Genomic DNA, 24,511 nt, shown 5'->3' with positions numbered 1-24,511 from the left:
ATTTATTATCAATAATTTATGTGAAAAATTGCGGCGCCCCGGGGGGCCGCTTCGGCGCCCAAGGGGTGCCGGTGGTCGATATCGCCAGGGCCGTGTTCCGCAGGCGGAAAGGCCACGGGAAGAGAACCGGAAAGCCCCGCATTTCGTTCCGCCCTATCTTCGCCCGGGCCGGGCCCCGGCGGTTTCCCGCCCGGGCGGGCGCGGAACGGACAGAGGCAACGGCAGGATCGCCGTTGCGCAGAGGGAGCCCCCGGTCGGCCGATGTCTCCTGACGCTCCGAAAGAGCGTCGCTCACGCCCCGGCAAGCGCCTCGACCAGTTCGATCTGGCGTGGCAGGCAGCGGCTTTGCAGGTCGTAGCGGTCGACGACCAGATCCCGCGCCGCACGGCGCAAGGGGGCGAAGCGGTCGGGTTCGGCCAGGGCATCGGTCAATTGTCGGCTCCAGCCCGGAATATCGAAGAAATCGACCAGCAACCCGGTCTCGCCATGGCGGATCACCTCCTCGACCGGGGCGGTGCGGCTGCCGACGACCAGCGCCCCCGCCGCCATCGCCTCGAACACCGACCAGGAGAGCACGAAAGGATAGGTCAGATAGGCATGGGCGCGGCTGACCTGCAGGATGCTGGTGAAGACCGGGCGCGGCACCCTGCCCAGGAAATGCACCCGCGACAGGTCCAGCCGGTCGCGCATCTCGTTCAGGATCCGCTCTTTCCAGCCCTTCTCGCCCTTGGGGGGCGCGCCGTAGCTGACCTCGTCGCCGCCGACGATCACCACTTGCGCCCCGGGACGAGCGCGTATCACCTCGGGCAGCGCACGCATGAAGATGTGATAGCCCCGGTAGGGTTCCAGATTGCGGTTGACGAAGGTAAGGACCTCATCCCCCGGGCGCAGGACGCGGCCGTCGGGCAGGGTCAGGCGGGCCTCGGGGTCGGGGCGGATCGCCTCGGTGTCGACGCCGTCGAAGACCACGTCGATCAGGCCGCGCAGGCTGTCGGGATAGGTCGAGGCCTGCCAGAGCGTCGGCGCGAGGCCGCGGTCGGCATGGACAAGCGCCTGCGCCAGATGCGCGGCCCGGCCCTGGGCGATCAGGGATTGGTCGAATCCGGCGCTCTGGAATTCGGGATCGAAACCGACATCGGCGCCCCGGCCGCGATAGTAGAATTCGGCATAGACCATCAGCTTCGCCCGGGGCCAGACCTCCTTGAGAAACAGCGTCTCGCCCCAGCCGGAATGGCCGAGGATCACATCGGGCACATAGCCGTGGCGGTCGCGCAACTGCACGGCGGCGCGGGCCACCGCCACGCCGCGGTCCGAGTTCTGGGTGTAGTTGCGGCCCAGCCGGGTCGCCACCGGATCCACCGCTTCGGCGGCGAAGCGGTAGCGCCAGGTCGCGACGGGCTGGGCGCGCGCGTTGCTCTCGTCGGTCAGGGCGCGGCAATCATGGCCGCGCGCCGCCAGCGCCGGAGCCAGATGCAGGAACTGGCCGGGGAAATTCTGATGGACGAAGAGGATCCTCACCCCGGCTTCTCCTCCTTCGGCCTCTCCTCCTCCGGCCTTTCCCCGGGCAGGGCGAAGGCCGCCGCCATCAGGTCGCGGGTGTATTGCTGCTCGGGCGCGGCGAAGATCCGCTCGGCCGGAGCCTGCTCGACGACCTCGCCCGCCCGCATCACCATGACCTTGTGCGACATCGCCCGCACCACGCGCAGATCGTGGCTGATGAAGATATAGGCCAGCCCCCACCGCCGTTGCAGGTCGCGCAAGAGATCGACGATCTGCACCTGCACGGTCATGTCGAGGGCCGAGGTCGGCTCGTCGAGCACCACCAGCCTGGGCCGCAGGATCATCGCCCGGGCGATGGCGATACGCTGGCGCTGGCCACCCGAGAATTCATGGGGATAGCGTTCCATCATCGCGGGGTCGAGCCCGACCTCGGCCATGATCTCCGCCACCATCTCCTTGCGGTTGCGGCCCGGCTCAAGCCCGTGGACGCCCAGCCCCTCGGCGATGATCTGCTCGACCGACATGCGCGGCGAGAGGCTGCCGTAAGGGTCCTGGAACACCACCTGCATGTCGCGGCGCAGGTCGCGCAAGGCCCGCCCCGACAGGCCCGAGATGTCCTTGCCCATGAAAAGGACCGGCCCCTCGGCCGGGATCAACCGCATCAGGGCCAGTGCCAGCGTGGTCTTGCCCGAACCGCTTTCGCCGACGACGCCCAGCGTCTCGCCCGCGCGGACCGAAAGCGTGGCGTCGGTCACCGCCTTCACATGGCCGATGGTGCGGCGCAAAAAGCCCTTCTGGATCGGGAACCAGACGCGCAGCGCCTCGGCCCGGACCACCTCGGGCGCGTCGGCCGCCACCGGATCGGGCGCGCCCTGCGGCTCGGCCGCCAGCAGCTTGCGGGTATAGGGATGCTGCGGATCCGAGAAGACCCGCTCCGCCGGGCCCTGCTCGACGATCTCGCCGCCTTGCATGACGCAGACCCGGTCGGCGATGCGGCGCACCACGTTCAGGTCATGGGTGATGAACAGAAGGCTCAACCCCTCGGAGCGTTTCAGGCTGGCCAGCAGTTCAAGGATCTGGGCCTGGATCGTGACGTCCAGTGCGGTCGTCGGCTCGTCCGCGACCAGCAGCTCCGGGCCGTTGGCCAGCGCCATCGCGATCATGATCCGCTGGCGCTGGCCACCGGACAATTGATGCGGATAGGCGCCAAGGCGGCTTTCGGCATCGCGGATGCCCACCTTCTGCAACAGTTCCAGCACCCGTGCCCGCGCGCTTGCGCCGGTCAGGCCCTGGTGCAGGGTCAGGCTTTCGGTGATCTGACGCTCGATCGTGTGCAGGGGGTTGAGCGAGGTCATCGGCTCTTGAAAGATGAAGCTGATGTCATCGCCGCGCAGCCGACGCAGATCGGGTTCGGGCAGCGAGAGGATGTCGCGCCCCTGCCACATCACCTTGCCCGAGACGCGGGCATTGTCGGCCAGAAGCCGCACGGTGGAAAGCGCCGTCACCGATTTGCCCGAGCCGCTTTCACCCACCAGCGCCACGGTCTCGCCCCGCCCGACGCTGAACGAGACGCCCTTCACCGCCTCGACCTCGCGGCCGTCCTGGGTGAAGCCGACCCGCAGGTCCATAACATCGAGAAGGCTCATCTGAAGGTCTTCCTGGGGTCGAAGGCGTCGCGGATCCCCTCGAAGATGAAGACCAGCAGCGACAGCATGATCGCGAAGGTGAAGAAGGCGACCCAGGCCAGATGCGGCTGGTGCAGGTTGTTCTGCGCCTGCCGCGTCAGCGCCCCCAGCGAGGGCGCGGAATTGGGCAGGCCGAAGCCCAGGTAGTCCAGCCCCGCCAGCCCGCCGATGGTGCCGGTGACCAGGAAGGGCATCATGGTCAGCGTGGCCACCATCGCATTGGGCAGCATGTGGCGGAACATGATCTGCCAGTCGGGCACGCCAAGCGCCTTGGCCGCGCGGATATATTCGAAATTCCGCGCCCGCAGGAACTCGGCCCGGACCACGCCCACCAGCGAGGTCCAGCCGAACAGCACCATGAGAAAGACCAGCAGCCAGAAGCTTTTGCCAAGCGCCGCCGTCAGGATGATGATGACGTAAAGCGACGGGACCGAGCCCCAAAGCTCGATCCCGCGCTGGAAGATCAGGTCGGTGCGGCCGCCGAAATAGCCCTGCACCGCCCCCGCCGCGACACCCAGGACCGCATTCAGCGCGGTCACGATCAGCGCAAAGGTGACCGAGAGGCGGAAGCCGTAGATCACCCGCGCCAGCACATCGCGCGAGGCGTCGTCGGTGCCAAGCAGGTTCTGCGCCGAGGGCGGGCTGGGCGCCACGCCGCCGGTATTGGCGATGGTGGTGAAGCTGTAGGGCACCGGCGCCCAGAGGATCCAGCCCGGCTGATCGACCGGCTGGCCAAGCGCGGTGCCCTCGGCCCGGACCTCGGCGATCAGCGCGTCGGGATCCTCGTAGAAGCAATCCTCGACGCCCCCGGTGACGATCAGGCATTGCACCTCGTCCACCGCATATTGCGCCACCGTGCCCGAGATGCCGCCGAAGGTCCGCTCGGAATAGAAGTTCAGGAAGGGAGTGTAATATTCGCCCCGGTATTTCACCAGCAGCGGATTTTCATTCGCGATCAGCTCGGCAAAAAGCGAGACGACATAAAGCGTGCCAAGGATGATCAGCGACCACAGCGCCCGGCGGTTGGCCTTGAAATTGCGCCAGCGGCGCTGGTTCAGGGGGGAAAGCCGCATCCGTCAGCCCGCCCGTTTCTCGAAGTCGATGCGTGGATCGACCAGCACATACATCATGTCCGACAGGATGCCGACCACCAGCCCGATCAGGCCAAAGGCGTAGAGCGTGCCGAACATCACCGCGTAATCGCGGTCCACCGCCGCGTTCAGCCCCAGCCGCCCCAGCCCGTCGAGCGAGAAGATCATCTCGATGAACAGCGAGGATCCGAAGAACGCCCCCAGGAACACCGCCGGAAAGCCCGCGATCACGATCAGCATCGCATTGCGGAAGACATGGCCGTAAAGCACCCGGCTTTCCGACAGGCCCTTGGCGCGGGCGGTCATGACATATTGCTTGCGGATCTCGTCCAGGAAACTGTTCTTCGTCAGCAGCGTCAGCGTCGCGAAAGAGGAAATCACCTGCGCCGTCACCGGCAGGGTGATGTGCCACAGATAATCCTTGACCTTGCCCCACAGGCTCAGGCTTTCCCAATTGTCGGAATAAAGCCCCCGCAGCGGAAACACCTGCCAGTAGGAGCCGCCCGCGAACAGCACCATCAGCATCAGCGCGAACAGCAGCGTCGGGATCGAATAGGCAACGATGATGATGCCCGAGGTCCAGGTGTCGAAGCCGGAACCGTCGCGCATCGCCTTGCGGATCCCCAGCGGGATCGAGACCAGATAGGCGATCAGCGTGGACCACAGGCCCAGGGTGATCGAAACCGGCATCTTCTCGATGATCAGGTCCACGACCGAGATGCGGCGGAAATAGCTCTCGCCGAAATCGAAGCGCAGGTAGTTCCACATCATCATGCCGAAGCGTTCCCAGCCGGGGATCATCTCCTTGCGGCATTCCGGGACGTTCAGGCCGGGCGTGCCGGTGAAACCCTCGGCGCAGACGAAGCGGGCGAAGCCGAAATCCACCTCCAGCCGGGCGCGGAACTCGGGCGAGAGCCCGCGCGAGCCCGCATAGCCCGAGCCCTGGTCGCCCTGGCCCGCGCCGGGATCGCCGCCCGCCCCCGCCAGCGCCTGGTCGGCGTCCAGCCCGCCGTCCAGCCGCGCCTCGATCTGATCGAGCGGCCCGCCCGGCACCACATTGGTCAGCGCGAAGTTGATCAGCATGATCCCGAACAGCGTCGGAATCACCAGGAAAAGACGTCGAAGAAGATAGGCGCCCAAAGTTCCGCTACCTTGTCAGAGGGATCAGCGCAGCGCGCCCGAGGCCTTCAGCGCCGCCGCCTTCTCGGCGTTGAACCACCAGAAGCTGGTTTCGCCAAGCGCATAGGGCGGCAGTTCGGCAGGGTGCTCATACATGTCGTAATAGGCCACCCAATGCGTGCCGTTATACCATTGCGGGATACGGAATTTCTCGGCCCGCAGCACCCGGTCGAGCGCCTTGGTCGCCACCGTCAGCTCATCGCGCGAGGTGACGCGCAGCACCACCTCGATCAGCCGGTCCACCGCCGGGCTTTTCAGCCCCGCCAGGTTGAAGACCGAGACATCGGCGGTTTCCGAGCCATAGAACTGCTTCAGCTCCGCGCCCGAGAAATAGTTGGTGCGGACGAAGGTGCCGGTCAGGTCGAAATCATAGGCCGGGTTGCGGGTGCGCACCTCGTATTGCGCGCTGTCGATCATGTTCAGGCTGGCGTCGATCCCGGCGGCGCGCAGATTGGCGACGAAGGGGGCGATGATGCGCTCGAATTGCGGATTGTCCTCAAGGATCTCAAGCACCAGCCGCTGGCCCGCCGCATTGCGCAGGAAACCGTCCGCGCCCGGCGTCCATCCCGCCGCCTCAAGCAGTTCCAGTGCCACGCGCTGGTTGCGCCGGTCCAACTCGCGCGCGGGATTGGATTGCGGCAGCGAATAGGGATCGTCGGTCAGGATCGAGGCGGGCAGAAGCCCGTCGTCGACCAGCGGCTGCAGGATCGCGACCTCTTCGGGCGTCGGCGCGCCCTCGGCCTCAAGCCAGGAATTCTCCCAGAAGGATTCGACGCGCGAATAAAGCCCGTAGAACAGCGTCTGGTTCGACCATTCGAAGTTGAACAGCATCCCGATCGCCTCGCGCACGCGGGGGTCCTGCCATTTCTCGCGCCGCAGGTTGAAGACGAAGCTTTGCCCCGTGGCCTTGGCGCCCGAGGGCAGGATCTCTTTTCTCACCGCGCCCGAGGTGACGGCGGGAAAGGTATACATCTCGGACCATTGCCGGGCGCTGTTCTCGACGCGGAACGTATAGGCCCCGGCCTTGAACGCCTCGAAAGCGGCATTCGGCTCGGCGAAATATTCAAAGCGGATCACGTCGAAATTGTTCTGGCCCCGGGTGATCGGCAGGCCCTCGGCCCAATAGTCGGGGTTGCGCCGGTAGCTGATCGAGCGCCCCACATCCACCTTGTCCACCATATAGGCGCCGGTGCCGATATAGGGGGTCAGCGAGGATTGTTCGAGATCGAGACCCGCAGATTCGAACTGCGCCTTGGAAAAGACCGGCAGGCTGCCCATGGTCTCGGGCATCTCATGGCGGGGCGCGGTCTCGGTAAAGGTGTAGCGCACCCGCAGGGGGCCAAGCGCCTCGGCGCTTTCGACATTCTGCGCCAGAACGGTGCGGAAATCGGTCAGCCCCTTTGAGAGCAGCGTCTCATAGGAGAAGATCACATCCTCGGAGGTCAGCGGCGTGCCGTCGGAAAAGCGCACGTCGTCGCGCAGGTTGAAGATCACCCAGGAACGGTCCTCGGGATATTCCATCGTGGTGCACATCAGGCAGTAGGAGGCGCCGATCTCGCTCGCCGTGGGGACCAGGATCGATTCGAGCATGATGGTCGATCCCACCGCGCCGCGCCCCTGCACCGAATAGGGGTTGAGCGAATCGAAACCGCCATAGGTGGCCTGGCTGATCTCGCCGCCCTTGGGGGCATCGGGATTGACATAGGGCAGATGGGTGAAATCGGCGGGCAGTTCCAATTCACCATAGGTCGAGATCCCGTGCGAGACGATCACCTCGGCACCCTCCTGGCCGCGCGCCGGGGGGACCAGCAGCAAGGCCGCCCCGACAAGGAAGGCGCCGCCGCGCAGAAGGTGATCGGGGCGCAGTCCCGCCGTTCGCAACCCTGCCGTTCCGGGCGCCGCTTCCGCCCTCACCGCCCGTCCTGCCGCTGGCCGCCCTGCCGTCATCGCCCTCTCCGCCCTGTTGCTGTTCTGCCCGGGCAGCACTTCGGTTCGGCCCGGGTTCTCGGGAATGGATGCTAGTGCGGTGAATGCCGAAGGGAAAGGCGCGATTCCGTGACCCGGTTCCAGGGGCATGAAAAAAGGGCCGCGTCTTTCGGCACGGCCCCGGAAAGGGCATTCTCCTTCCCCGCCCGGTCACGGGACTGGCGCAGGGCGCGGGGAATTACTGCTGGGTCGCCAGATAGGCGATCAGATTGGCCCGCTCATCGGCGCGGGGAAGGCCCGCGAAAGCCATCTTGGTGTTCGAGGCGAAGGCGCGCGGCGCCTTGAGGAATTCGTCCAGCGTCTCGGGCGTCCAGCTCGCACCGGCGTGGTCGGCCATCGAGCTGGAATAGGCAAATCCGCCGACCGAGGCGATCTCGCGGTCCACGACGCCGTTCAGATGCGGGCCGGTGATATCGGCGCCGTCCAGCTTGTGGCAGGCGCGGCATTTGCCGAAGGCGCGCTCGCCCGCGGCGACATCGGCCGCGGCGTAGAGATCGGCGAAGCTCGGCCCGTCGTCGGTCGCGGCGCCGCCATCCTCCGAGACGCCGGTGTCGATCACATAGGCCTGCGCGGGCCCGTCCTCGCCATGGCCGCCGGATTCCATGCTGTAAAGCGCGGTTGCGGCCCAGTTGCCCAGCAGGAACACCAGAAGCGCTCCGCAAAGAGCGCCAACCGCCTTGGTCATCGTCATCGTATCGAACATGTCGAACGCATCCCTTGGTCGTGTATTGCCGGTATCTACCCGCTTCACCCCATGCCGCGCAAGGTGTAGGAGCGCGACCAATCGCCCCGCGAGGGCAGGAAAGCCACGATTCACCACGGAGGCCGCACATGACCGCCACCACCTCGGGCGTCATCGCCTTTCAGGGCGAGCCCGGCGCCTATTCGCACGAGGCCTGCCGCCAGGCCCGCCCCGGGATGGAGGTGCTGCCCTGCGCCACCTTCGAGGAGGTGGTCGAGGCGACCCGCAGCGGTCGCGCCGATCTGGGCATGCTCGCGGTCGAGAATTCGACCTACGGGCGAGTGGCCGATGTCCATACCCTGCTGCCCAGTTCGGGCCTGCATATCATCGACGAGGCCTTCGTGCGCGTCCACATCGCGCTTCTGGCGGTGAAGGGCGCGCGGCTGGAACAGATCCGCCGGGTGCGGGCGATGTCGATCCTGCACGGCCAGTGCCGGGGCTTTGCCCGCCCCCATGGCTGGGAGATGCTGAACGTCCACGACAATGCGGCGGGCGCGCGCCAGGTCGCCGAACTGGGCGATCCGTCGGAAGCCGCCTTCGCCTCGGCGCTGGCGGGCGAGATCAACGGGCTCGACGTGCTGGCGCGCGAGATCGAGGACCAGTCGAACAACACCACCCGCTTCCTGGTGATGAGCCGCGAGCCCGACCACAGCCGCCGCGCCAACCGGATGCTGACGACCTTCACCTTCCGCGTGCGCAACATCCCGGCGGCGCTTTACAAGGCGCTCGGCGGCTTCGCGACCAATGGCGTCAACATGACCAAGCTGGAAAGCTACATGGTCGGCGGCCAGTTCACCGCGACCGAATTCTATGCCGATATCGAGGGCCATCCCGACGATGCCCCTGTCGCCCGCGCGCTGGAGGAACTGCATTTCTTCACGTCGCGGCTGAAGATCCTTGGCGTCTATCCCGCCTTTCCCGGCCGGAACTGAGGCCAGCGCCCGGCGGGCCGGTCCCTGGATCAGCCGCCGGATCAGCCGACCGTGCGCGAGCGGTCCTCGATCAATCCCGCCAGCTTGCCGCCCGCCTTGTCGAAGCGGCGCTGGACCCGGCCCTTGGCCAGGCGCAGCGATTGCAGGAACAATCGCGCCGCCAGCGTCTTCGGCCGGATCTCGACCGCCAGCGTCATCCGGGTCCGGCGCGGCGCCAGCGCGATCAGTTCAAGCCGCCCGCCCCCCTCGACCGAGGGGCTGTCGAAGGCGTAGTCCAGCAGCGCATCCTGCGCGAGGTCCAGCAGCCGCACCACCACCTTGCGCGGCTTGCCCTTGTAGGCGAAGCGCAATCGCCAGCCCATGCCCGGGCCCGGGCGCGCCAGCCTGTCGATCCGCTCGACCTCGGCGCCGCGGCGCATCACCATGCGCTCGAACTGTTCGAAATCGGTCAGTTGCGCATAGACGAAATCCAGCGGCGCCTCGATATCCTGCCGTGTGGTCAGCTTCATTCTCGCCCGTCCGCCCCGCTTTTTCCGCCGATGTCATGGCATTGGCGGTCACAATGCCATTCAGCCCATCCGGTCGGCAAGCCAGTTCTCCAGAAGATGCCGGGCAATCGCGCCCTCGCGCGGCGGACGGATCCGGGGATGGCGCCCGGCCGCCACCTCGACCGCCTCCTCGCGGGTGAGCCAGAGCGCATCCTCCAGCTCCACCGGATCGAGGGTGATCCGCGCGTCAAGCGCCTCGGTCGCGCAGCCCAGCATCAGGGACGCCGGGAAGGGCCAGGGCTGCGAGGCGAGATAACGCACCGCGCCGCAGGAAATGCCGGTCTCCTCATGAACCTCGCGCCGCACTGCGGCCTCGACGGTCTCGCCAGGTTCGACGAAGCCCGCCAGCAGCGAATACATCCCCTCGGGCCAGCCCGGGCTGCGGCCCAGAAGCACCGAATTGCCGCGCGTGACCAGCATGATCACCACCGGATCGGTGCGGGGAAAATGCACGGCCTGGCAGGTCGGGCAGCGCCGGTTCCAGCCGCCGCCGCCCGCCGCGCTGCGCGCGCCGCAAGAGGGGCAAAAGGCATGGCTGCGGTGCCATTCCAGAAGCGCGCGGGCGGTTGCCGCGATCTCGGCCTCGTCGGGGGAAAGCACGGCCATGCGCTGGCGCAACTCGCCGAAGCCGTGGCCCGGCGGGGCAAGGGGATGGGGCTGCCAGCCCTGGTCAAAGCCGCTCTCGCCCACCGGCGCGCCCTCTTCCGGGCGCCAGTGCGAAAGGTCGGCGGCAAAGGCCCCCTGCCCTTCCAGCAGCCCCAGGAAGACCGGCGACGGCGCGCCTTCCAGCAGCGGATGACCCGCCGGAAGCCAGCCAAGCCCGCCGCCGCCGTCTTCGGGCGCGAAAAGCACCCGGCCGCGCCAAAGCGCCAGAACCCGCCCCGCCTCCAGCAACGCGGCCAGCGCCGCCGGATCCGATCGAAGCGCATGGCCACGGTCGCGCCCGGTGCCCGCAAATGCCATTCCCGCCGTCATTTTCACTCCTGCACCGGCCCTTTGCCGTTTTTCTGGCCCCTTTTTGCCCCTTGAGGCATCGCCGCGAAAACCGGCACCCTGCGAATGGACAAAAGCCACGATCAGGTGCCGAACTGCAACAGTTCACGACAAGTTTGCCATTCGACGCCACCAAGCCGTTACAACCCCTGGTAGATCCTGCACTCTCCTCCGCGCGCTTCCCGCGCCCAAGGCATTCCATTTCTGGCGCTCCTGCGCCGGGGCCGCGACTGATGAAATCTTCGCGCGACCCTTCCTCGCCGGGTGAAACAACCCAAGCCGCCCTGCGGTCAGAAGCCCGGCGCAATCCCGGCGCGGCCGGACGGCCCGGCATGGCAGGGGCGCCCGCGGGGTCCCGCGCCACCTGCGATACCGCCGAGGCGGAGACGACGGTCCGGCTGCGCGTCCTGGCCACCACCGATCTGCATGGCCATCTGCTTTCCTACGACTATCTGGCGAACCGGCCGCAATACGGGCTGGGGCTGGCCCAGGCCGTCGGCCTGATCCAGCGCGCAAGGGCCGAAGTGCCGGGGTCGCTCCTCCTCGACAACGGCGACTTCCTTCAGGGCTCTGCGCTTGCCGAACTGGCCGCCACGCCCGGGCGGCGGCGCCCCCATCCCGCCATCGCCGCCTTCAACACGCTCGGCTACGACGCCGCAGCGCTTGGCAATCACGAATTCAACTACGGGCTGCCGCTTCTGGCCGAGGCGCTGAAGGCCGCGCGCTTTCCGGTGCTTTCGGCCAATGTGCTGCTGCGCCGCGGCACCGCGCCTTGCGAGGATGAGCATCTGACCAGCCCCTTCGCGCTGATCGAGCGCGAATTGCCCGATGAGAGCGGCCGGACCCATGTCCTGCGCATCGGGGTGCTGGGGCTGACGCCGCCGCAGATCGTCGACTGGGATCGCCGCCACCTGCAGGACCGGATCGCCACCCGCCCGATGCTGGACAGCGCCCGGGCCTGGGTCCCCCGGATGCGGGCGGCGGGGGCGGATGTCGTGGTCTGCCTTGCCCATACCGGCGTGGGCCAGCCCGGAGAGCCATCCGGCACCGAATGCTGCGCGGGCGACATCGCCGCCGTCGAGGGGGTGGATGCCGTCGTGGCCGGGCACAGCCACCTGGTCTTTCCGCGCCGCAGCGGACCCGATTCGACCGGCCGGGACGGGCTGATCGGCGGAAAGCCCGTCGTCCAGCCCGGCCATTCCGGCTCGCATCTCGGGGTGATCGACCTTTGGCTCGCGCCCCGGAGCCGGGGGTGGAGCGTGGTGCGGTCCGAGGCCCGCGCGCTCAGCGTCTCCGAGATCGCGGCCGGGCTCGACCGCGACGAGGCCCGACGCCATGCCGCGCCCCTGCGCGCCGCCCTCGGCGCCGATCATCGCGTGGCGCTTGCGCGCATCCGGCAACAGATCGGGCGCATCGACCTGGCCCTGACCACCCATTTCGCGCTGGTCGCCGACAGCCGCGCCTCGCGCCTGGTGGCCGAGGCCATGGTGGAGCACGCCCGCGACCGCCTCGCGGGCCGGGCCGAGGCGGAACTGCCGATTCTCGCCTCGGTCACGCCCTATCGCACCGGCGGACGCGGCGGGCCGGTCAACTTCACCGAAATCCCGCCCGGGCCGCTGTCTCTGCGCAATGTCTTCGACCTTTACCCCTTTCCCAATACGGTCGTGGCCGAACTGACCACCGGGGTGGCGATCCTTGCCCGGCTGGAACGTGCCGCCGCCATCTTCAACCGCATCCGCCCGGGCCGGGCAGACCAGATCCTGATCGACCCGACCCGTCCCGGCCTCGGGTTCGAGACCATCCCGGGGCTGAACTACCGCATCGATCCGAGCCGACCGTCCTTCGGCGAATTGGCCCCCCCCGAATCGGGCCTGATCGCGCCAGAGGCGGCACTTTCGCCCGGGCGCATCCTCGGGCTCGGCTTCCGGGGCCTTCCCGTCGCGCCCGGGGACCGTTTCGTGCTGGTGACAAACAGCCACCTGAACGCCCAGGCCCCCGGCGGGCCGATCCTGATCGACGAAGGCGTGCTCTGCACCGATGTCCTGGCCGAATTCATCCGCCGCAGGGGCGCGATCACCACGCTGCCCGGCCCGGGCTGGTCGCTGGCGCCCCTCCCCGGCACCTCGGTCCTGCATGACACCGGCCCGGGCGGGTTGAGCCACGGGGCCGAGGCCGCCCATCTGCGCCCCGAATTCGTCGGCGTCACCCCGGCGGGATTTCACCGCTTCCGTCTTCATCTCTGATCTGACAGGAAGGGCGCGGTCGGGTGATCCGGCCCGAAGCCCAACCGGAACCCTCAGTCCGAACCGATGCCGGAGCCCCCATGTTCGACGCCCTGCTTTTCGACCTCGACGGCACCCTGGTCGACACCGAGAGCATCGCGCTCCGCACCGGCCCCGAGGCCTTCGCCCGCCACGGCCTTGCGGTGGACGAGGCCTTCCTGCACCGCCTCGTCGGCCGGGACGAACCCTCAAGCCGCGCGATCCTGGCCGAGGCCTTTCCCGCCGCCGATCTGGACGCGCTGCGGCGGGACTGGAATGCGGCATTCGCCCTGGGGATCGAGGCGGGCCTGCCGCTCAAGCCCGGCGTGCTCGACCTTTTGGCCGCGACCGACGGCTATCCGCGCGCCATCGTCACCTCCTCGGGCCGCCCCGGCGCCTTGCGCAAGCTTGAACTTGTCGGCCTGGCGGATCGGTTCGAGCTGGTGATCGCGCTTCAGGACGTGCCCGCGCCCAAGCCCGACCCCGCCCCCTATCTGCTCGCCGCCGCGCGGCTTGGCCTGCCGCCCGCGCGCTGCCTGGTGTTCGAAGACAGCGAGACCGGCGCGGAAGCCGGCAGCCGGGCCGGCTGCACGGTGGTGCAGGTGCCCGACGTCCTGCCCACCGGCGGTCGCTGGGCGCATCACGTCGCCACCGACCTGATCGCCGGCGCACAGGCGGCGGGGCTTCTGCGCTGAAACCGCGAGGGCGGGGCGCAACCGCGCCTCGCTTCGCCCGAACGGATGCGCCCCCCCAAACCCGGGCCCCCAAACCCAAGGCCCCGGGCGCGGGCCCCGGGCCGACCATCGCCCGCACCGCCGCAGTCCCGCATCCCGGCGCGGGAATCCCTTGCATCCCACGCCGCCCGCCCCTATATCGCCCCCCGAGAGGTTGGCGCGGGCGAGCGCCTCGCCAACCCGGTCAGGTCCGGAAGGAAGCAGCCGTAACGAGCCCCGCTTGGGTCGTTGTCCAGCCTCTCACCCTCCCCTCCCCCTCGGCTTTCGCGCCCGCCAGGCCCCGCCAGGCCTACGAACCGGACGAGGCGCCGCCGCGCCCGGTCCTCAGCAGTCGGAAAGCCCCGACGATAACCCCGAGATAGCCCAGCATCGCCACCGAGGCGCCAAGCGTCTCGACCAGCAGCGGCGACCAGCCGCCGATCTCGACGCCCGCCAGCAGATGGGCGGCGACAAGCGCCACAAGCACGGCCACAAGCACCGGCGCCATGAACCCGGCATATCGCCCGGAGGACATGTCCAGCGTCCGGCACAGCCACAGGACCGCGCCGATCTGCAAAAAGCCCGTCGCCGCGATGATCCCGCAGACCTGCACAAGACCCAGATCGAACGCCCATGTCGCGGACGCCATGGCCAGCCAAACGCAAGAGAACATCAGGCTCCACCGCCAGCCCGCATCCGGGCGGCCAATCGCCCGGAAGGTGACGAATACGGTATTGGCCGAAGTGTCGAGCAACTGCTTCACCACCAGCAGCAAAAGCGCCGATATCGCCTGGGGACCGGCCTCGACCCCCAGAAGCGTCAGCAGCGTATGGGGCGCGGCGAACATGGCGATCAGCGGCGCCGCGACAAGACCGTTCGAGAAATAGGATGCCACCAGCACCGTGCGGTGCAGCCGCTCCGGCGTCCGCGCCTCTCGGCGGACCATGGGCAGCAGCACCAGATTCGCGATCCGGCCAAGCTGCGAGGCGATCAACTGGATGAAGCGCGAACAGACGACGAAGATCGACAGTTGCGCCGCGGGCAGCAAAAGCCCCAGCAGGACGACCGGCCCCTGGATCACGAAGACCGCGACATTGCCCTCGAAGGCCAGATGACGCCCTATCCGCATCAACCGGCGCATCCGCGCAAGGCTGGGCCGCGCGCCCGATACGCGCCGACGGCGCAGTGCCAGCAGCGCGAAGAACGGCCCGGCCAGCGCATGGATGCAGATCATCCCGACCGCCGCATGGCCCATATAGGCGATGGCGATGGCGACCAGGCTGGCAAGAATGACCGCAACCGTCTGCACCCGGGCGATGAAGCCGAATTGCAGATGGCGCTGCTTGAGGTTCAGGTCGACGGATCCCAGCACCCCCAGCGGGCCCAGCCAGAGCACCGACCGCAGACCGCTCTCCAGCCCCTCGAAACCCGGATAGAGCAGCAGGAACAGCGGGATGCAAAGCCAGACCACGAGGCTGAAGACAAAGGCCACCCCGACCGCGAGCAGCCGCGCCGACACGACATCCGCCGTCCGCAGCCTGGGCAGGTCGACCAGCGGCTGCGCGGCAAGATTCTGCGCCGTGGCATAGATCAGCGTCCAGACGAAATAGACGATCCCGTAGACCGCTAGCTCGTCGCTGCTCGCCAGCCGGGCGATCACGACGAAGGCCAGCAGCGCGAAGACCGAGCGCAGCCCCACCGTCAGGCCGCTGTTGAGAAACGCCCGAACCGCCTTGCCGGAGCTTATCGCCATCTCAGGCACCCGCCCCGACGAATGGTCCCGGCCAGTGACACCGCCGCGCGATCCCTCATGCCGGGCCGAAGCGCAGGGTCAGGCGACCGAAGTCGCTGTCGAGCACCAGGCTGTCGCCGGTCCCGACCGGAAGGGCGCGGCAAAGCCCCCCGGTCGCGATCCATTGCCCGGCCCGCAACGGCGCGCCATGACGCAGCGCCACCTTCATCATCGCCTGCGCGGCGCCCAGGGGATGGCCGATCACATTCGCGACGCTGCCCTCGGACCGGCTCTCGTCGGATTTGCCGAAACGCACGGCCAGGCCTTCAAGCGCCTGCGCCTCGAAGGGGCGCGGCGGGCCGATCCACAACAGCCCCGCCCCGGCGCGATCGACGACCTGGCCGGTCAGCCGGGCCTTCGCCTCCGCGTTCAGGACCGAGGCCGGAATTTCGAACCCGAGCGCCATGCGCGAGAACCGCGCCCGGCCACCCGCATCGGGCAGATCGGCCAGTTCCAGCATGACCTCGGGCTCGGCCAGCGGAGAGACCAGCCCGGTCAACGCCAGCGCGCCCGCGCCGACAAAGACCTCGCCCTCAAGCAAGGCGCCGAAGAAGGGTTCGTCGTTGCCGAACGCGGCCTGCGACCAGGGGTTGGCGCCGCCGATCTTCCAGCCCGCCACCTGTTCCGGGGCCAGGCCCGCCAGCGCCAACGCATAGGCGGTCTCAAGGCGCGCGGGCAAGGCCTCGGCCGCGATGGCGGCCACCCGCCCCTCGCGCCGCGCCGCAGCGATCTCTTGCAAAAGCCCGGCATGAGCCGAGGGCTCAGACCCAGCGACGGATGGGGCGGGATCGGCGGGGGTGCGGTTCTGCATGTCGGTCTCCGATACGCGGCGCGGCCCGCGCAAGACATCCCGCGAAACGGGACGGTTCCAACCATTCACAATTGCCGTGATCGCCGAATACGGCTATTCTCGAAACAGCACAAGAGGTGATGGCGATGGCCGTGCCGCAGGAGGGAGGACCTGCGATTTCCCCGCGTCTTGCCCGGACTCGATCATGAGGCGCAGAGCATTGACCGTGAACGATTTTGCCGGGACAATTCCAGTCAATCCCATGGGCGCCGCGGCCACGCGGCACCTCGGCGCCGCTCCCCGGCGGGCCCTCGGCTTCGGGCCCCTGACCCGGCTGACGGCGATGCTGTTCATCATCTGCCTGCCCTTCAGCACCATCGCCCAGTTCGGCCTGCTTGGAAACTTCGATTCCAACCTTTCGCTGTGGCTGTTCCTGCCGCTTATGGTAATGCTGGCCGCGCATCCGCTGCTCTATCGGACGTTTCTCGCCCGCACGCCCGAGGCGACGATCCTGCGAACCTTCCTTGTCATCATGGGGCTGGCCGCGCTTTCCACCATCTTCAACGGGATGCGGTTCGATGCCTTGGGATTCAGGGACTATGGCCTTGATCCGATAAGGAAATCGATCATAACGGCCAATGTGCCGATCCTGATCGGCCTGCTGTTCCTATGCTCGATGACCCTGGCGCGCGGGCTTTCGCAGCAGACGCTGCAACGCAGCATCCATATCGGCTTCTGGCTGACGGTCGGATATACCGCGCTGCAGGCGTTTTCGCTTTTGGTTCCCAACGCCCTTTACGGCGCGATCTGGCCCTTTCTGGAGGGTGCGAAGGACCATGAGGGCGTCGCCTATATCCAGAGGTTCCGCCGCATCAACGGCCCGACCTCGGAGCCGGCCGAACTGGTGAAGCTGATCCTCATCCTCTACCTGCCCTGGATCGTGCTGCCGATGTCGGGCAGGATTTCGCAGGCCAAGCTGGCGGCGGCGCTGCTGATCACCATCGCCTCGCAGGCGCTGACCGGATTGATCATCCTGGCCATCGTCATTCCGATCCTCTTTCTAAGCACCAATGTCCGGATGGCGACAAAGGCCTTCCTGGTTTCCGTCATCTTCGCGGGCGTCATCCTCGCCACGGCGTTCGGAGACGAAATCCTGGGCCGGATATCCGCCAGGGTCGGCAATCTCGAAGACGATCCCTCGGCCGTCATCCGTGCCACCTACAATTGGGCGGCGATCGAGATCCTGTGGGAAAATCCGATATTCGGCATTGGCTGGTCGAATGAAATCTTCCTCTATCCACCGAAGATCTCGCATATCGCCCATCTTTGGGAGGTGCAGAACAATATCGCCGAAGGCATGTCATTGACAGCCCGCAGCCTTGTCCTGAGACTGGCGATGTATATCGGGGCACCGCTTCTCATGGTGCTGATCGCGGTCATCATCTGGGGGATCCGCAGCAAGAATGCCGGGGGCGCGCCCCGAGACCGCGCCCGCACGCGCCTGACCTTTCTCATTCTGGGCGTCGGCGGGCTCGTTGACGGCGGAATCGTGACCTCTTTCTACATATGGGTCGCCGCGGCCCTGGTGCTGGGCTATCAGATGAAATGCCGCGATACCGCGCTGCGCATGCCGCCCTTGCCCTGACCCTTCATCCGTTTTCCTCGGCCGCCATTACCTCGGCGGCCGGTCATTTCCCCGAACGGCACAGTATTTCACCCATTCCACCGCCGAACATTCAACCCCGGAGACAATGAATGGCAACCCCAGGGCGTATGTCCAACCTTTCGAAGACCGCGACCAAGCTTTGCCGCGAGCTCTACTGGAAACCCCGCTTTCGTCTGGCCGAAAAACTATATGCGGCAACCGGGATAGACCTGATTTCCTTCAAGAAGCTGCAATCCCTGAGAAATGCCCATTCCGGCCAGCGCGTCATCGTCATGGGCAACGGACCCAGCCTTGGGCAGGTGCCTCTCGACAGTTTGAAAGGCTGGACGACCTTTGCCTCGAACAAGATCTTTCTGGCCTTCGAGAGCACGGATTGGCGACCGACCTATTTCACCGCCGAGGACGACCTTGTCATCATTCAGAACATCGAGCGGCTGCGCGAAAAGGTCGATCCGGCCTCGACCGTGTTGATCCCCTATATCTGCAAGGTATACCGCTCGGACATCTATGCCGATGCCTATTTCGGATACAGCTTTCGCAAGCTGATCGACCGCAAGCAGCATTTCGGAACCGATGCGATGCGGGAACTCTACAACGGCTTTTCCGTCGTCTACACCCAGATCCAGCTTGCCATGTATATGGGCGCGAAGGAAATCGCGCTGATCGGCGTCGATTTCAGCTTCAAGACCGATCAGGAAGGCCAGAACAATGGCGAATTGATCGGTGGCGGGGCGGTCAATCACTTCCTCAAGAACTACCGCAAGGTCGGAGAGCGGTGGAATCCCCCGCTCCTCGAAAAACAGGAGATCTCTTTTGCCCTGGCGGAACAGGAAACCAGCCGCCTTGGGGTAAAGGTGTGGAATTGCACGCCCGGCAGCAAGCTGGATGCCTTCGAGCGCCTGCCGCTTGAGGCGTTCATGGCGCGCGGCCGGGAAGCATGAGCGCGGGAAGAGGCATCGAGCGGGGGGCCCGCATCTGCTGGGGTCGGATGAGCGGGCGCGGGGGTTCGGATGGTTGGGGAAGGAAGGGGGCGCTGCCCCCTCGGCGCCTATGGCGCCTCTCCCCCGGGATATTTTTGCAAAGAAGAATGGGGCGGGGCGATATGGCTCGATCTGACGCGGGGGCGTAGAATGGGAGATCGAGTGGCGTTTGAAGAGGGCGGCCCGGGGAGCCGTCTGTCCGGGCGCGCGGCCATCTTGCGATCCGAGGCGGTGGGGCGCACTTCTTCCGGCGGCGTCGCGAGCGCAACAGCACATGGGGATGTGCATCGTCCGCCTCTTGATCTGCGACCGTCACGGAAGGTCATGCGCATCAACGTCGTGACGAGCGTCCTGCGCTATCCGCGAATTTCGAGCGTGCGATTGCGCAGGCCGGAGCGATAGAGACAGCGGATCATCCACAGTGGCATGCAGCGCATCGCGAATCGCGCGAAGGGATAGACAAGTCCGGGCGAAAGCAGCCGTCCCTGGTCCCGCAAGGCCGCAAGATACCAGCGCATCTCGGTCCAGCCGCGGCGAAAGTCGCGGCGCCGGGCGAAGAAATTCCCGCCGGTGCGCCATTGGAAAAGCGTCTCCGGGTGGTTCGACAGCCCGATCCCCCGGCGCGCGACCAGGATGAGCAGGGCGAGATCCTCGCACAGATAGGCGTCGGGATAGCGCAGCTTCGCCTCGCGCAGGACCGAGCGCCGGAAGCAGAAGGTGGGATGCAGGATCGGATTGGCCCGGGTCAGCATGGCACGGACCTGCCCGGCATCGGTCGGGTAGGTGCGCGGCTGAAGGGGACTGCCGTCGTCGTCGATATCGACCACCTGGCATCCGATCAAGCCAAGGGAGGGATCGGCGCGCAGCATCTCGGCCTGTTTGCGAAACCGCGACGGCAGGGAAATGTCGTCGCCATCCATGCGGAAGACCAGTTCCTCATCCTCCAGGAGGTCGATCAGCCGGTTCAACGAGCGCGCCAGGCCGATATTGCTGTCGTTGCGCAGGATGCGGTGGAACCGATGCGCATTCGCCGCCAGCCAGCTTTCATGCGTTTCGGGCAGCGGCCCGTCCACACAGAGGTAGATGCGCCGCTCGGCCGCGATATCCTGCGCCTCGATCGAGCCGATGGCCAGTTCGAAATGATGCAGCGGGTCCTTGCGATAGAGCGTCGTCATGACCGCGACCGGCTCGGTCCCCATGCAGGTCTTCTCGGTGCAGGTCTTCTCGGTGCCGGTCTTCTCCGCGCCGATCTCGCTCATGCCTTTTTCTCCAGTTCGAGAATGTGCTCGCCAAGCCGGAACGCCAGGGCGACGGCAAGCAGGGTCGGGTTCACGCAGCCGGAGGTCGGGAAGACAGCCGATCCGGCGACATGGACATTGGGGCAGTCGAACAGGGCGCCGTCGCGATCCACCACGCCGGTCTCGGGTGTGGCGCCCATGCGCGCCGTCCCGATGTGATGGCCGCCCTGGGGCACAAGATGGTCGGCGATGGCCTCGGGGTCGAAATCGAACCGGCCGATGCCGCTGCGCATCACCCGGTCGCGCAGGATCGCAAGGCTGGCGGCGATCCCCTCGATGGTGCCCTTGCCCGCCCGCCAGTCCAGCGTGATCAGCGGCATGCCGTGACGATCGAGCCTGTCCGACAGCGCGATCCGCGAGGCAGGGTCGGGATATTGCTCGGCGTTCATCTCCATCGGATAGCGGCGCTCGGGATGGCGCAGGAAGACCGAGGGCAGCTTGCGCCTCGCCAGGATCCGCTTGCCGATCCATGTCCGCGCGAAACCCGCGAGCGTCAGCGGATCGGCAAGGATGTTGCGCCCGTGCCGCAGCATGCCCCCCCTGGAACCGGCCCCTGCCCCGCCGCCCTGCTTGTCCAGCCGTTCGGCATATTCGCGCTGCGCCAGGCGCTTGGCGAAATGCATCGCCGAGAGGATCGCGTTGCGATGCGACGGATCCCAGACCGGGGGGATATTGGGGCGCCACAGGATCGAGGGCAGGCCCGCCTCGGCCCGCGTCCGTTCGCTCAGCCGCATGACCGAGCGCGCATAGACGCCATCCGAGGTCAGCCGGTAATCGAGCTTTTCATCCGACACTTCGGGGGCATAGTGCAATGTGCCGATGTCGCCGATCAGATGGGTCATGTAATGCCGCCCGACCAGATCGCGGGCGTTGCCCAGCCCCTCGGGCCTGAGCGCGCGCGAGGACAGCAAGAGGCGCGCCGTCTCGATCCCGCCGCCCGCCAGAATGACGCGCCCCGCATCCAGCCGGGCCTCGGCATCGGTAAGCGCGGCGCGCAGCGCAAGGCCGGTCGCCCGTCCGCTCGCGGCGTCCAGCGCGATCCCGGTCACGACGGTGTCGTGCAGCACGGTGATCCCGGCGGCCCGCAGTTCCGCGCCGTAGCGCGACCAGACATCGGTCGGCGGCGAGAAACGCTCGATCCGGTCGAAATCCACGCCTGCCTCGGCCTCGCCCCAGACCTGCTGCAGATCGAAGGCGGTTTCGTCGTAGAGGTTTTCGCCCGCTTCCAGGAATTCCAGCGCCGGGCCGATATGAGGGTCGACATCGCCCTTGGCGATCGGCCAGCCGATCCGGTTCCCGTTGGGCAGGAAGTCGATCTCGTCGTAATGCAGGCAGCGCCCGCCCCAGACCGTCGAGGCGCCGCCGAGCATCCTTCGGCGATACATATGCGCCTCGGGATGGCCGGGCGGCGTCTTGCGGGTGGCGGCAAGGGTCTGGGCCTCATCGGCGGGAAGATGCTTGCGCCCGCCCGCCTCGACCACCGCGATCCTCAGGCCGCTTCCCCTGAGCCTCCAGGCCAGGGCGAGGCCAACCGGACCGCTGCCGACGATGGCGATGTCGAAACGCTCCGGCGTCATTTCGAAGGGATCGGGCGTCATTTTGAAAGGATCGCAAGCGCGGTATCCAGGTTTTTCCGTCGGCTCAGGCCAAGGATCACCGAATGCACCGCCGGATCGTCCAGCGCGTCCCGCAGCGCGCGCTTAAGGGACCTGCGCATGCCGTCCTCGCGGTTCAGGACCTGCCGCAGGTAAAGCCGGATGCCGCGCGCGCGGATCTCCTGCGCCAGAGCCTCGCTTCGCACGGTTTCCCAGGCGCTGGCCGACATCTGCAGGATGTCCAGACCGTCGAGCGCCAGGGCGGCGGGCAGCGCGGCCGCGTCCTTCAGCGAAACGCCGGTGCGGTGGACCCGCCCTTCCGACTTCAGCGCCCGAAGAAACGCCCCGACCTCGGGCCGCTGCAACACCGCCGCCTCCGGGTCGTGCAGGATGAAGCCGGGCAATGCGCCAAGTCCCAGCCGCGCGCGGCTGCCATCGACATTCGCCGACAGGAACGCCGGGCTGAAATCCTGATTGTCGATCTCGGCGCGGACCTGGCGGACCGCCTCTCCCGCGCCCTTCAGCCGCATGAGCGGCCGCAGGACCGGCTTGAGAAGCCGCACCAGATCGGCCTTCCGGCCATGACGGAAACCGGCCTTGGTGACGACCTCGATCCCGCGCCCGGGATTGGCGCGCAACAGCCGCCCCAGATGCCGCTCGCTGTCGCCCTGGGCGTAGATATCGGCGGTGTCGAAAGCCCGGACGCCCGCCTCGACGGCGGCCTGCCACATCGCCCGGATTTCCCCGATCGGAACCGGATTGCCGAGGGAACCCGCGCGGCTGCATCCAATCGTCAGCTTTGAAACGCTCAATGTCTTCTACCTGTTCCGAAGGCCTTGCCCCGAAGGCGCGCGATTGCACATGCGGGCGGCAGGCTTTGATGATCGGGGCATGGCCTGGTTGCGGTCTACGGTGATGAGCGAAGAACACTTATGCGGAAAACAGCCAGCGCAAACCGTGGCCTGTCGCGGCGGAACACTTGAAATCGCCCTCACCTTTCCGCTTTCCCCGATAGCTGTCAACGGCCGAGAGGCCGCAACCGCGGACCGCTGGCGTCTTGCGAGGCGCCGGGGCCAGATTCGGGCATCTCCCGCGGGGCTACCGCACAGAGAAACAACGCATTTGCCCTAATTTGGGCCAAGTCATGGATCATCCATATCCCGCAGACGGGGCTTTCTCATGGTCGGATCAGGGACGATGCGCAACAATCGGGGCGGCAAACGGCTTGCTGTGCCCTGCCCGCCCTCCTCTCATGCGGGGCTGTCGGCGCGTGCGGTCCGCCGTTCGCGGCCGCTGGCCGCGCCCCATACCGCGAAGGAGGAAGCATGATTCCGCTTGTGGTCGACCTCGACGGCACCCTGTGCCGCAGCGACACGCTTTTCGAGGCGGTCCTGCGCCTGGTCGGCCGCCGTCCGGCGGCGCTGCCCGGGCTGGTGGCCGCCTTGTTCCGGGGGCGCCGCGCTTTCAAGGCCCATGTGGCCGACCGCCAGATCGCCGATCCCGCCACGCTGCCCTGGCGGCCCGAGGTGCTGGCGCTGATCGAATCGGCCCGCGCCGAGGGGCGCAGGGTCGAGCTGGTCTCGGCGGCGGACCAGCGCCAGGTCGAGGCCGTGGCGGCGCATCTGGGCCTGTTCGACGCGGCGATCGGCACCACGCCCCCCGCGCAGAGCCATGCCGATCCCGGCAATCTCAAGGGCCCGAACAAGGCCACCCTGCTGCGCGAACGGCATGGCGAAAAGGGCTTCGACTATGTGGGCGACAGCGCCTCCGACCTGGCGGTCTGGTCCGGGGCGCGCCGCGCGATCGTGGTGGCGCCCTCGCCCGGGCTGTTGCGCCGGATGCGGGCGGCGGGGCTGACGCCCGAGCCCCTGGGCGCGGCGAAGGGCCGCCTGAAGCCCGCGCTGCAGGCGATGCGGCCGCATCAATGGGCCAAGAACGTGCTGGTCTTCGTGCCCGCGCTTGCGGCGCATGACCCCTGGGCGCTCTTGCCCGCCCTGGCCGCCTTCGTCGCCTTCAGCATCGTCGCCTCGGGGGTCTATCTGCTTAACGATCTGCTGGACCTGGGCGCTGACCGCATCCATCCGCGCAAGAGGTTCCGGCCGCTGGCCTCGGGCGATCTGCCGATCCCGCTGGGGCTGGGGCTGGCGGCGCTGCTGTTCGCGCTTGGCATGGCCATATCGGCGGTGGCTTCCCCCGGCGACCTCCTGGGGGTGCTGGCGGTCTATGTCGTCGCCACCTCGGCCTATTCCTTCTGGCTCAAGCGCAAGATGATGATCGACATCGTCGGTCTTGCGGGGCTTTACACCCTGCGGATCTGGGCCGGCGCGGTCGCCACCGGGATCGAGCTGTCGAACTGGCTTTTGGTGTTTTCGATGTTCTTCTTCTTCTCGCTTGCCGCGATGAAGCGGCAGGCCGAGCTTGCCGATGCCGACCGCAACAGCCGCGATGCGGCGGCAAGCGGGCGCAACCTGCATGTCGACGACCTGGCGACGATCCGGTCGATGTCGATCGCCTCGGGGCAGATCGCGGTGCTGGTCTTCGGCCTTTACGCGATGGATCCGATGGTGCGCGCGCTTTATTCCGCGCCGGACCTGCTGCTTCTGGTCTGCCCGCTGCTGTTCTTCTGGATCGGGCGGCTGCAGGTGCTGACCCAACGCGGCTTCATGGCCGACGACCCGCTGGTCTTCGTCATGCGCGACCGGGTCAGCCTTCTGGTGCTGGGGCTGATCGTGCTCTTGATCCTCGCGACCGGGTTCTGAC

General features: G+C 67.2%; 19 protein-coding genes and 1 other RNA gene. 7 read left to right on the top strand and 13 right to left on the bottom strand.

Annotated elements, in window-relative coordinates; translation table 11 throughout:
- Positions 1-291: 291 nt before the first annotated feature.
- The 6 genes from ABNX41_RS03845 to ABNX41_RS03820 form a co-directional block, all read right to left on the bottom strand.
- A complete protein-coding gene (locus ABNX41_RS03845; RefSeq protein WP_438668404.1) occupies positions 292-1,518 on the bottom strand; it encodes a glycosyltransferase in 1,227 nt (408 codons plus the stop codon).
- Positions 1,515-3,146: an ABC transporter ATP-binding protein gene (locus tag ABNX41_RS03840; RefSeq protein ID WP_438668403.1), complete on the bottom strand. Its 1,632-nt coding sequence runs from the start codon at positions 3,144-3,146 to the stop codon at positions 1,515-1,517. Before ABNX41_RS03840 ends, ABNX41_RS03845 begins: the two co-directional genes overlap by 4 nt.
- Positions 3,143-4,258: an ABC transporter permease gene (locus tag ABNX41_RS03835; protein WP_438668402.1), complete on the bottom strand. Its 1,116-nt coding sequence runs from the start codon at positions 4,256-4,258 to the stop codon at positions 3,143-3,145. The genes ABNX41_RS03840 and ABNX41_RS03835 overlap by 4 nt, the downstream gene beginning before the upstream one ends.
- Positions 4,259-4,261: 3 nt before the next feature.
- Positions 4,262-5,416, bottom strand: coding sequence for a microcin C ABC transporter permease YejB (locus ABNX41_RS03830; protein ID WP_438668401.1), 1,155 nt, complete (start codon positions 5,414-5,416; stop codon positions 4,262-4,264).
- Between the two features lie 24 nt (positions 5,417-5,440).
- Positions 5,441-7,402 (bottom strand): extracellular solute-binding protein, encoded by a 1,962-nt coding sequence (locus tag ABNX41_RS03825; protein WP_438668400.1) that lies wholly within the window; start codon positions 7,400-7,402, stop codon positions 5,441-5,443.
- Positions 7,403-7,619: 217 nt separating this feature from the next.
- Complete coding sequence (locus tag ABNX41_RS03820; protein ID WP_438668399.1) at positions 7,620-8,144, bottom strand: c-type cytochrome; 525 nt, start codon at positions 8,142-8,144, stop codon at positions 7,620-7,622.
- A 128-nt stretch (positions 8,145-8,272) separates the two neighbouring features.
- Between ABNX41_RS03820 and ABNX41_RS03815 the strand changes: the two genes are divergently transcribed.
- Positions 8,273-9,115, top strand: coding sequence for a prephenate dehydratase (locus ABNX41_RS03815; RefSeq protein ID WP_438668398.1), 843 nt, complete (start codon positions 8,273-8,275; stop codon positions 9,113-9,115).
- 41 nt (positions 9,116-9,156) lie between these two features.
- On the opposite strand, the gene ABNX41_RS03810 is transcribed toward ABNX41_RS03815, so the two are convergent.
- Both ABNX41_RS03810 and nudC read right to left on the bottom strand, forming a co-directional pair.
- Positions 9,157-9,624 carry an SRPBCC family protein gene (locus tag ABNX41_RS03810; RefSeq protein ID WP_438668397.1) on the bottom strand — a complete coding sequence of 156 codons (468 nt, stop codon included), beginning with the start codon at positions 9,622-9,624 and terminating at the stop codon, positions 9,157-9,159.
- A gap of 60 nt (positions 9,625-9,684) precedes the next feature.
- Positions 9,685-10,644, bottom strand: a complete 960-nt coding sequence (gene nudC, locus ABNX41_RS03805; RefSeq protein WP_438668396.1) for an NAD(+) diphosphatase — start codon at positions 10,642-10,644, stop codon at positions 9,685-9,687.
- A gap of 344 nt (positions 10,645-10,988) precedes the next feature.
- On the opposite strand from nudC, the gene ABNX41_RS03800 reads away from it, so the two are divergent.
- From ABNX41_RS03800 to ffs, 3 genes are all read left to right on the top strand, one after another.
- Positions 10,989-12,899, top strand: coding sequence for a metallophosphoesterase (locus tag ABNX41_RS03800; protein ID WP_438668395.1), 1,911 nt, complete (start codon positions 10,989-10,991; stop codon positions 12,897-12,899).
- A gap of 80 nt (positions 12,900-12,979) precedes the next feature.
- A complete protein-coding gene (locus ABNX41_RS03795; protein ID WP_438668394.1) occupies positions 12,980-13,612 on the top strand; it encodes an HAD family hydrolase in 633 nt (210 codons plus the stop codon).
- A 187-nt stretch (positions 13,613-13,799) separates the two neighbouring features.
- Positions 13,800-13,896, top strand: an RNA gene (gene ffs, locus ABNX41_RS03790) — signal recognition particle sRNA small type.
- A gap of 44 nt (positions 13,897-13,940) precedes the next feature.
- On the opposite strand, the gene ABNX41_RS03785 is transcribed toward ffs, so the two are convergent.
- Positions 13,941-15,383, bottom strand: coding sequence for an oligosaccharide flippase family protein (locus tag ABNX41_RS03785; protein ID WP_438668393.1), 1,443 nt, complete (start codon positions 15,381-15,383; stop codon positions 13,941-13,943).
- 55 nt (positions 15,384-15,438) lie between these two features.
- A complete protein-coding gene (locus ABNX41_RS03780; protein ID WP_438668392.1) occupies positions 15,439-16,233 on the bottom strand; it encodes a hypothetical protein in 795 nt (264 codons plus the stop codon).
- A 184-nt stretch (positions 16,234-16,417) separates the two neighbouring features.
- On the opposite strand from ABNX41_RS03780, the gene ABNX41_RS03775 reads away from it, so the two are divergent.
- Together ABNX41_RS03775 and ABNX41_RS03770 are read left to right on the top strand one after the other, a co-directional pair.
- Complete coding sequence (locus ABNX41_RS03775; protein ID WP_438668391.1) at positions 16,418-17,857, top strand: O-antigen ligase family protein; 1,440 nt, start codon at positions 16,418-16,420, stop codon at positions 17,855-17,857.
- Between the two features lie 110 nt (positions 17,858-17,967).
- A complete protein-coding gene (locus tag ABNX41_RS03770) occupies positions 17,968-18,819 on the top strand; it encodes a 6-hydroxymethylpterin diphosphokinase MptE-like protein (protein ID WP_438668390.1) in 852 nt (283 codons plus the stop codon).
- 395 nt (positions 18,820-19,214) lie between these two features.
- On the opposite strand, the gene ABNX41_RS03765 is transcribed toward ABNX41_RS03770, so the two are convergent.
- Genes ABNX41_RS03765 through ABNX41_RS03755 form a run of 3 tightly spaced genes read right to left on the bottom strand, consistent with a single transcriptional unit; the run spans position 19,215 to position 22,563 of the window.
- Positions 19,215-20,117, bottom strand: coding sequence for a glycosyltransferase (locus tag ABNX41_RS03765; protein ID WP_438668389.1), 903 nt, complete (start codon positions 20,115-20,117; stop codon positions 19,215-19,217).
- Positions 20,114-21,754, bottom strand: a complete 1,641-nt coding sequence (locus ABNX41_RS03760) for a GMC oxidoreductase (RefSeq protein ID WP_438668388.1) — start codon at positions 21,752-21,754, stop codon at positions 20,114-20,116. The genes ABNX41_RS03765 and ABNX41_RS03760 overlap by 4 nt, the downstream gene beginning before the upstream one ends.
- The gene (locus ABNX41_RS03755) at positions 21,751-22,563 is read right to left on the bottom strand and encodes an aldo/keto reductase (RefSeq protein ID WP_438668387.1); all 813 of its coding nucleotides are present in this window, start codon (positions 22,561-22,563) and stop codon (positions 21,751-21,753) included. The genes ABNX41_RS03760 and ABNX41_RS03755 overlap by 4 nt, the downstream gene beginning before the upstream one ends.
- A gap of 513 nt (positions 22,564-23,076) precedes the next feature.
- On the opposite strand from ABNX41_RS03755, the gene ABNX41_RS03750 reads away from it, so the two are divergent.
- The gene (locus tag ABNX41_RS03750) at positions 23,077-24,510 is read left to right on the top strand and encodes a UbiA family prenyltransferase (protein ID WP_438668386.1); all 1,434 of its coding nucleotides are present in this window, start codon (positions 23,077-23,079) and stop codon (positions 24,508-24,510) included.
- Position 24,511 lies beyond the last annotated feature (1 nt).

The sequence above is a fragment of the Pseudogemmobacter sonorensis genome (genome assembly GCF_042762395.1).
Classification (GTDB): domain Bacteria; phylum Pseudomonadota; class Alphaproteobacteria; order Rhodobacterales; family Rhodobacteraceae; genus Pseudogemmobacter; species Pseudogemmobacter sonorensis.
This window is presented reverse-complemented; position numbering and strand designations above follow the sequence as displayed.

What these genes read in the sequence shown, in the direction of transcription:
- ABNX41_RS03840 (WP_438668403.1), bottom strand. Translation starts at nt 3,146, where the DNA reads ATGAGCCTTCTCGATGTTATGGACCTGCGGGTCGGCTTCACCCAGGAC.
- ABNX41_RS03835 (WP_438668402.1), bottom strand. Translation starts at nt 4,258, where the DNA reads ATGCGGCTTTCCCCCCTGAACCAGCGCCGCTGGCGCAATTTCAAGGCC.
- ABNX41_RS03825 (WP_438668400.1), bottom strand. Translation starts at nt 7,402, where the DNA reads ATGACGGCAGGGCGGCCAGCGGCAGGACGGGCGGTGAGGGCGGAAGCG.
- ABNX41_RS03820 (WP_438668399.1), bottom strand. Translation starts at nt 8,144, where the DNA reads ATGTTCGATACGATGACGATGACCAAGGCGGTTGGCGCTCTTTGCGGA.
- ABNX41_RS03815 (WP_438668398.1), top strand. Translation starts at nt 8,273, where the DNA reads ATGACCGCCACCACCTCGGGCGTCATCGCCTTTCAGGGCGAGCCCGGC.
- ABNX41_RS03810 (WP_438668397.1), bottom strand. Translation starts at nt 9,624, where the DNA reads ATGAAGCTGACCACACGGCAGGATATCGAGGCGCCGCTGGATTTCGTC.
- ABNX41_RS03800 (WP_438668395.1), top strand. Translation starts at nt 10,989, where the DNA reads ATGGCAGGGGCGCCCGCGGGGTCCCGCGCCACCTGCGATACCGCCGAG.
- ABNX41_RS03795 (WP_438668394.1), top strand. Translation starts at nt 12,980, where the DNA reads ATGTTCGACGCCCTGCTTTTCGACCTCGACGGCACCCTGGTCGACACC.
- ABNX41_RS03785 (WP_438668393.1), bottom strand. Translation starts at nt 15,383, where the DNA reads ATGGCGATAAGCTCCGGCAAGGCGGTTCGGGCGTTTCTCAACAGCGGC.
- ABNX41_RS03780 (WP_438668392.1), bottom strand. Translation starts at nt 16,233, where the DNA reads ATGCAGAACCGCACCCCCGCCGATCCCGCCCCATCCGTCGCTGGGTCT.
- ABNX41_RS03775 (WP_438668391.1), top strand. Translation starts at nt 16,418, where the DNA reads ATGAGGCGCAGAGCATTGACCGTGAACGATTTTGCCGGGACAATTCCA.
- ABNX41_RS03770 (WP_438668390.1), top strand. Translation starts at nt 17,968, where the DNA reads ATGGCAACCCCAGGGCGTATGTCCAACCTTTCGAAGACCGCGACCAAG.
- ABNX41_RS03765 (WP_438668389.1), bottom strand. Translation starts at nt 20,117, where the DNA reads ATGAGCGAGATCGGCGCGGAGAAGACCGGCACCGAGAAGACCTGCACC.
- ABNX41_RS03760 (WP_438668388.1), bottom strand. Translation starts at nt 21,754, where the DNA reads ATGACGCCCGATCCCTTCGAAATGACGCCGGAGCGTTTCGACATCGCC.
- ABNX41_RS03750 (WP_438668386.1), top strand. Translation starts at nt 23,077, where the DNA reads ATGATTCCGCTTGTGGTCGACCTCGACGGCACCCTGTGCCGCAGCGAC.